This is a genomic window from Streptomyces sp. NTH33 (assembly GCF_003236365.1).
Lineage (GTDB): Bacteria > Actinomycetota > Actinomycetes > Streptomycetales > Streptomycetaceae > Streptomyces.
Genome location: NZ_POTZ01000366.1, coordinates 1 through 7,035 on the forward strand (window position 1 = coordinate 1; position 7,035 = coordinate 7,035).

4 protein-coding genes are annotated in these 7,035 nt (G+C 73.2%); 2 read left to right on the forward strand and 2 right to left on the reverse strand.

The features are described 5' to 3' along the window. Both C1I97_RS27410 and C1I97_RS27415 read left to right on the forward strand, forming a co-directional pair. Nucleotides 1–4,082, forward strand: a 4,082-nt coding sequence (locus tag C1I97_RS27410; RefSeq protein WP_111005827.1) for a TIGR02680 family protein, incomplete at its 5' end; no start/stop codon positions are given. Then, a complete protein-coding gene (locus C1I97_RS27415) occupies nt 4,072–5,313 on the forward strand; it encodes a TIGR02679 family protein (protein ID WP_111005828.1) in 1,242 nt (413 codons plus the stop codon). The genes C1I97_RS27410 and C1I97_RS27415, both read left to right, overlap by 11 nt. Before the next feature lie 600 nt (nt 5,314–5,913). Here C1I97_RS27415 and C1I97_RS27425 read toward each other — a convergent pair. Both C1I97_RS27425 and C1I97_RS40755 read right to left on the reverse strand, forming a co-directional pair. Then, nucleotides 5,914–6,225 carry a hypothetical protein gene (locus C1I97_RS27425; protein WP_111005829.1) on the reverse strand — a complete coding sequence of 104 codons (312 nt, stop codon included), beginning with the start codon at nt 6,223–6,225 and terminating at the stop codon, nt 5,914–5,916. A 59-nt stretch (nt 6,226–6,284) separates the two neighbouring features. After that, nucleotides 6,285–7,035: SEC-C domain-containing protein (locus tag C1I97_RS40755; RefSeq protein ID WP_220040869.1), on the reverse strand; the 751-nt coding region annotated here is incomplete at its 5' end.

Genomic DNA, 7,035 nt, shown 5'->3' on the forward strand with positions numbered 1-7,035 from the left:
GCTACGTCCCCACTCGCGCCGGGATCGTCAACCTCTGGGACTACCGGGACGAGGAGTTCTCCTTCGCCGGCGGCTGGCTGGTGCTGCGCGGGCCCAACGGCTCCGGCAAGACCAAGGCCCTCGAAGTGCTCTTCCCGTTCGTCCTCGACGGCCGCATCGATCCCAAGCGGCTCAACCCGTTCGCGGCCGAGGACCGCACGATGAAGTCCAACCTGCTCTTCCGCGGGCAGGACAGCGCACTCGGCTACGTCTGGATCGAGTTCACCCACCGCGACAGTGGCGAGGCCGTCACCTGCGGCATCGGCCTGCACGCCCAGCGCCACCGCGACACCCCCGCCCGCTGGCACTTCGTCACCGACGGCCGCGTCGGCGAGGACTTCTCTCTTCTCACCGACGACGACCGGCCGATGACTAAGAAGCAGCTCGCCGCCGAGCTCGGCCACGAGCTGATCGCTTCCCCGACCGACTATCGCGCCGCCGTCGACCAGCGGCTGTTCGGCCTCGGCCGGGAGCGGTACGAGCAACTGCTCACCCTCATCCTCACGCTGCGCCGCCCGCAGCTCGCCAAGAACCTCGACCCGGCCAAGCTCTCCGACACCCTCACCGAGGGCCTGCGCCCGCTGGACGACGACCTCATCGCAGAAGCCGCCCGCTCCTTCGACGACATGGAGTCCGTGCAACGCACCCTGGAGGGACTCGCCGCCGCCGACGACGCCGCCCGGGCCTTCCTCGCCGGTTATTCCACCTACCTGCGCGTCCACGCCCGCGTGGCCGCCGACAAACTCACGTCCCGCCGCGCCGAGACCGCTGCCCGCACCGCCGCCCTGGACAACGTCGTGGCGGAGTTGGCGGCGTCCCGCGAGCAGCAGGCCGCCGCCGAGACCCGCGCCGAGACCGCCGACGCCGCGCTCACCGCCCTGCGCGCCCGCCTGGACCAGCTGCGTTCCTCCGCCGCGTACCAGGCCGTCGAGCAGCTCGCCGACCTCGAACGTCTGGTGCGTACCTGCGAGCACACCGCCCAGCAGGCAACCGCCGAACGCGAACGTCGCACCGCCGCCACCGGCCGAGCCCGCGCCGAAGCCGAACACGCGGCCCGGCTTGCCGCCGAACTCGAGGGCGCCGCCTCCCGGGGCGCCGCCGCCGTCGCCGACCACGCCCACATCGCGGGCATCGCCTGGACCCCGGCCGACGCCGAGCCCTCCCGGCTCGCCGAGCGGTCCGCCGCGCTCGCCACCGCCCGCCACGACGGCGTGAGGGCCCTACGCGCCGCCCAGCAGGACTGCCGCAGCGCCGAGCAGACCCGCGACCTCGCCCGCAGCGCCCTCGACCGCGCCGAGGAGGCGGTCAATGGCGCCGAAACCACCGAAGCCGACGCCGAGCGGGCGGTCGAGGCCGCCCGCGCACAGGCGCGAGAGGCGCTCGCCCAGTGGACACAGGCCCATGGCCCGCTCCTGCCCGAGGGTGCCACCGACCGCCTCGCCGAAGCCCTCGACCTCACCGGCGAAGGGGAGGCGGCCACCCTCGCCGATACCTACACCGAGGCCGTCGCCCCCGCCGTGCAGGAGCTGCGCGACGCCCTGGCCGCCCTACGTGGCCGGCGCACCGACCTCGAACGCCGTCGCGCCGAGACCAGGGCCGAACGCGACCGCATCGCCGCCGAACACGACGACGCCCCTCCCGCCGCCCGCGGCCGCACCGCCGACCGCACCCGTGGAGGCACGCCCACCCAGGCCCTCAAGGCACCGGGGGAGGGCGTACCGCTGTGGCAACTCGTCCACTTTGCCGAGCATCTGACGCAGGAGCAGCAGGCCGGTCTGGAAGCCGCGCTGGAGGCCTCCGGCCTCCTCGACGCCCTCGTCACCGCCGAGGACACCCCCGTGCCGGCCGGGCACAGCGACGGCTACCTGCACGCCCGCACACCCGTCGACGGCCCCAGCCTCGCCGACCTGCTGTGCCCGGAGGACGGCACGCCGATCCCCGCCGCGCGCGTCACCGCCGTCCTGCGCTCCGTCGCCATCACCCCCGGCCCCGGCTCGGGCACCGCGCAGATCACCCCGGACGGCCGGTACGTCGCGGGCGTCCTCGTCGGGGCGCACACCAAGGAGCACGCCGAGTACGTCGGCGCCACCGCCCGCGAGCGCCGCCGCGCCGCCCGTATCGCGGCCTGCGAGGCCCTGCTCGCCGAACTCGCGGCTGAGCTTGATGAGCTGGCACGTGCCCAGGCCCGTACCGATGCGTGGCTGGAGGCGTATGCCGCCGCGCGTGCCGCCCTGCCCCGCACCACCGGCATCACCGCGGCGCTGCGCGAACTCGACAAGGCCGCGGCGCGGCTGCGCGCCACCCGCGAGGCCGCCGACGTCGCCCAGGCCTCGTACGACGAGGCCGTGGCCGCCTGCTCGGTCGCCGAGCGCGCCGTGCGCCGCACCGCAGCCGAGCACGGCATCGCCCCCGATCGCGTCGACACCGTCGAGACCGCCACCCGCGCCTTCGAAACGGCCGTACGCGAACTCACCGCCCGCCGCCGCGAACACGCCCGGCAGTCGCAGGCCGCCGAAGCTGCCGCCGACCGGCTCAGCGCGGCAGCCGAGGACGAGGAAGTCGCCCTGGACGCCGAGCGCGCCGCGCGCCGCCGCCACGCCGAGGAGGCGGCGAAGCTCGACGCCCTCCAGGAGGCCGTCGGCGCGGAGGCGCAGGAGGTGATACGTCAGGTGCATCAGGCCGAGGACGCCCTCGACGGGGCGGTCCGGGAGGTCGAGACGGCCACCGCCGCCCTGCATTCCGCCATCGCCGCCACCGCCTCCGCCGAAGCCCGGCGTACTGCGGCGGCCGAGGTCCGCTCCGTCGCCGCCGCCGAGGAGAAGGAAACCGCCCGGGGCCTCGCCCCGTACGCGGCTCGTGAACTGCTCGACATCCTGCGCTGTCCGCCGGGCCTCTCCTGGCCCGCCCAGGAGACCGACTGGGCGGGCCAGGAGCTGCCCGCCGCGGCGGTAGCAGTCCACGAGGCGATCCAGGCCGCCACCCGCGACCTCGCCCCCACCGAGACCAGCGTCAAGCAGTCCGTCACCCGTCTCACCAAGGCACTCGACGACCTGCAGGCCCAACTCGCCGCCGCCGGACAGGACTATCGGCCTGAATGGGACGGCTCCGACGGTGTCATCGTGGTCCGTGTCGCCGACGAGGAAGGCCCGCTGCCCGTCGCCTCGTTCGCCGAGAAGATCGCCGAGCACCGCAGCGACCAGGCCGAACTGCTCAGCGACTCCGAGCAGCGCATCCTCGAGGACGCCCTCCTCACGCGGCTCGCCCAGCAGATCCACGACCGCACGGTCGACGCCCGCGACCTCATCCGGCGCATGAATACCGACATGCGCGAACGGAGGATGTCCTCCGGCACGACGGTCGGTGTGAGCTGGCTGCTCGCCGACGACCTCGACGACGAACAGCGTGCCGTGTGCACCCTCCTGGACGCGGACGCCGCCCGGCTCGGCCCCGAAGGGCTCGCCCGGGTCCGCGCCCACTTCGCCGCGCAGATCAAGAACGCCCGTGCCCGCCACCGCGATCTGCCCTACCGCGAACTGCTGGCCCAGGTCCTGGACTACCGCCGCTGGCGGCAGTTCGCCTTCCAGCTCGTACGTCCCGACAGAAGCGAGGAGCGGCTCACCCGCGCCCGGCACAGCCGCCTCTCGGGCGGCGAGCAGTCCGTCTCGCTGCACCTACCGCTGTTCGCCGCCGCGCACGCCATGCTCAACTCCGCACACCCGCACGCCCCGCGGCTGCTCGCCCTGGACGAGGCGTTCGCCGGCGTCGACGACACCGGCCGCGGCGAACTGATGTCGCTGGCCGCCCAGTTCGACCTCGACCTGTTCATGACCGGCTACGACCTGTGGGCCGCACACGCCTCCGTCCCCGCCGCCGCCCACTACGACCTCGCGCACTCGGCGATCGACCACACCGTCTCCGCCCTGCTGCTCCTCTGGGACGGCGAGAAGCTGCTCGCCGACGATATCGGTGACCTCACCGCGGCCCTCGGCTCACCCGGCACCCGCCGCGTCCCCGGGCCGAAGGAGGCCACCGTTGCCGACTGAGCAGCCCCGCTACGAGGAACTGCTCGGTGAGGGCTGGACCCGGCTGCTGGCCGCCGCCCGCCGCAAGCTGGAACGTACCTCGGGCGCGCTCGACGGCGAGATCGGCCTCTTGGCCCCCAGCGAGGCCGAGCGCCGCACCGTCATCGGCGTCACCGGCCGCTACCGTCCCGAGACCACCAAGCGCCTCGCCGTCCCTCTCACCGCCCTCGACGCCTACCTGTACCACCGCTACGGCACCGGCCTGCTCCAGACCCTCGGCCACCTGAACGGCCCCCTGCGCGACCGGCCCGCCGAACGCGCGGACGAGGACACCCGCCGCGAACAGGTCCTGGCCTCCGCCCGCTCCAGCCGCCTCGCTACCGAGAGCTGGTTCGCCACCTGGCTGGACCGCCTCGCCGCAGACGGCACCCTGACCCGTCTTCTGCGCCGCGGGGACGCGCCCCTGATCGACGCGGCGGTGCGCGTCCTGGAGAAACTCCCCGAAGACCCCTCCCGCATCCTGCCGCTTCCGGTCCTCGCCGAATGGGCTACCGGCGACACCAAATCCCTCGTCCCCGGCAGCCCGCTCGAACAGCTCGTCCTGCGCGCCCTCGCCCAGCGCACGGGCGACGACGTCCCTCGTGAGAGAGCCGGACGCCGCGCCCTGTGGGAGAGCGCGGGCGCCATCGCCGACGACCTCGCCAGCCAGGTCCTCGTCCTGGGCATCCGCCCCGAGGGCGACACGGTGGTCTGCGACTGGCTGCGCGATGCCGCCGACTTCGGCATCCCGTTCCGGCTCACCCTCCACCAGCTGGCGTCCGACCCCGTCGTTCCGGCCGCCGGTGACATCTTCGTGTGCGAGAACCCGGCCGTCCTGCGCGCGGCCGCCGCCGCACCCGAAGCCGGGAGCGCGGCCTTGGTCTGCACCGAGGGCGTACCGTCCGCCGCCTGCCACAAACTGCTCGCCAGCGCGGTACGCGCCGGAGCCCGGCTGTACTGGCGGGCCGACTTCGACTGGGCGGGCCTGCGCATCACCGCCACCGCCGTGGAACGCCACGGGGCCCGCCCCTGGCGCATGACCACCGCCGACTACCGGGAAGCCCTCGGCCAGGGCCAGTCCACACCTCTCGGAGGCCCGCCCGCGGCAAGCCCCTGGGACCCCGAACTGGCGGTGGCCATGGGGGAGTCGGGTCAAGCTGTCATGGAGGAGCGCCTGCTGCCCGCGCTCCTGGCCGACCTCACCCGCACCTGACGCCGACGGACCGCCGACCCTCTCGTTGCCACAAACCACATTCCCCGCAGGGGGGAGGTGGGCGGCCTGGCGCGATCGACGCTCGCTCCAGGACGCTTCTCGCGCCGAAGCCGATCAGCCCGGCAACGTGGTCGCCCATGCTGCTGCGACTGTGAAGATCAAGGGGTGCTACTCGAAGCCGTGGCCTGACCCGTGCTGCGACTGACCCGAGTGCGCCATCGGCCAGGTGGACAGCTCCCACGGCTGCATCCGTCTGAGCACGGCGGATGCCCCGTTGTGCTTCAAAACGGCTTCACCGGTTGCGAGCTGAGGTTTCGTTGGACCGTCAGCTTGCTCGGCGGTATTCGTTGATGAGTCCCGCCACGGCCTGTCGGCGTTTGATCCGGGCTGCAGGTAGGGGGATGACGTGCTTGTCGTCAAGGGGTGCGAACTGTGCGGGTGCCGATTAATCATCCGTCCTGGTCGCAGACGTGATCGGCAGTCAGGTCGCGTTGCCCGGGGATGAGTGGGGCGGTGCCCGTTCTGCCAGGATGGCGCGCGCGGCGCGGGGCAGTGCGGCGATCTCGCCGCGGGTGCGGCCGAGCTTGCCGCCGGTGGCGGTCAGTGGGTCCAGCGGCGGAACGCCGCGATCCACTCGGCTCCCTTGGGAGGCGGTGACGGCAGCGGCAGGTCCAGCAACCCGATCGCCTGCCGATGGGCGCCACGGCGGCACAGGGCCACCATTCCACTGCCGGGACGTAGGTCGAGGTCCTCGACCACAACGTCGACGCCCAGGACCTGGGTGGTGAAGGGCAGCACCGGATGATCGGTGAGGACGGCGTGGAAGCCGGCCAGTTCTTCGTCTTCACCGTATGCGTCGATGACTGCTTCCGCGATCATCGCGTCGAGCCGGTGGTCCGGCTCCCTGGCCATGGGCCACTCCTTCTGCCTGTGCCCCTGGAACTCGTGAGACAGTGAGACATCTGGGCCGGTCAGTTCTTCGCGGGGGTGCCGCAGCACTTCTTGTACTTGCGGCCCGAGTCGCACCAGCACGGCCCGTTGCGCGCGGGCGGCCACGGCAGCGTCTGGTCCGGGTGCGCCGCGGCGCGCCACTCGCCGTAGCTCTGCCGGGTCTTCTGGTCGGTCGAATCGCGGCCGGTGCGCTGGGCGTACGCCTGGAAGTCGGCCAGGGTGCCGGTGACCATGCGCACGTGGGCGGCGCCGGCCTCGTCGTAGCCGCGGGCCTCCCGCTGGATCCGCGCGGCATACGCGTCGTAGTCGCCGCCGTAGTGCGCGGTCGACTCCGGCCAGCGCGCCCGCACCGCAGCGAAGTCCTCCCGCGCCCAGCGCAGCACGATGGAGTCGAACGCCTCCCCGCCCTCCGGCACGTCCAGCCCCCGATGGCCGGGCAGGTCGCCCCACCGCTCCCGCACCAGCTCGCTGAGCGCCGCGAGGGAAGCGTCGGCCTCGGCCTCGGCGGCCAGATCGTCCTCATCCAGCTCGATGTCCAGCGCGTCGTGTAGGAAGCTGCGGCTGAGCGCCAGTCCACGCCGGTACTCGGCCGCCTCCGGTGACGCACCGGAGGCGGCCGCGCGGTCCAGGCCTGCCTCGCACCACTTAAGGGCCGACTCGTTCTCGCCGGCCTCGGTCAGCACCTCGACCATGTCATCGAAGATCCGCAGATCCGTGAATTTTGCAGGCCGGGCGTCGAGTTCGGCCCGCAGCGCGCGCTGTGCCTCCTCG

Coding starts and splice junctions, on each gene's coding strand:
- C1I97_RS27425 (WP_111005829.1), bottom strand. CDS start 6,225: ATGGCCAGGGAGCCGGACCACCGGCTCGACGCGATGATCGCGGAAGCA.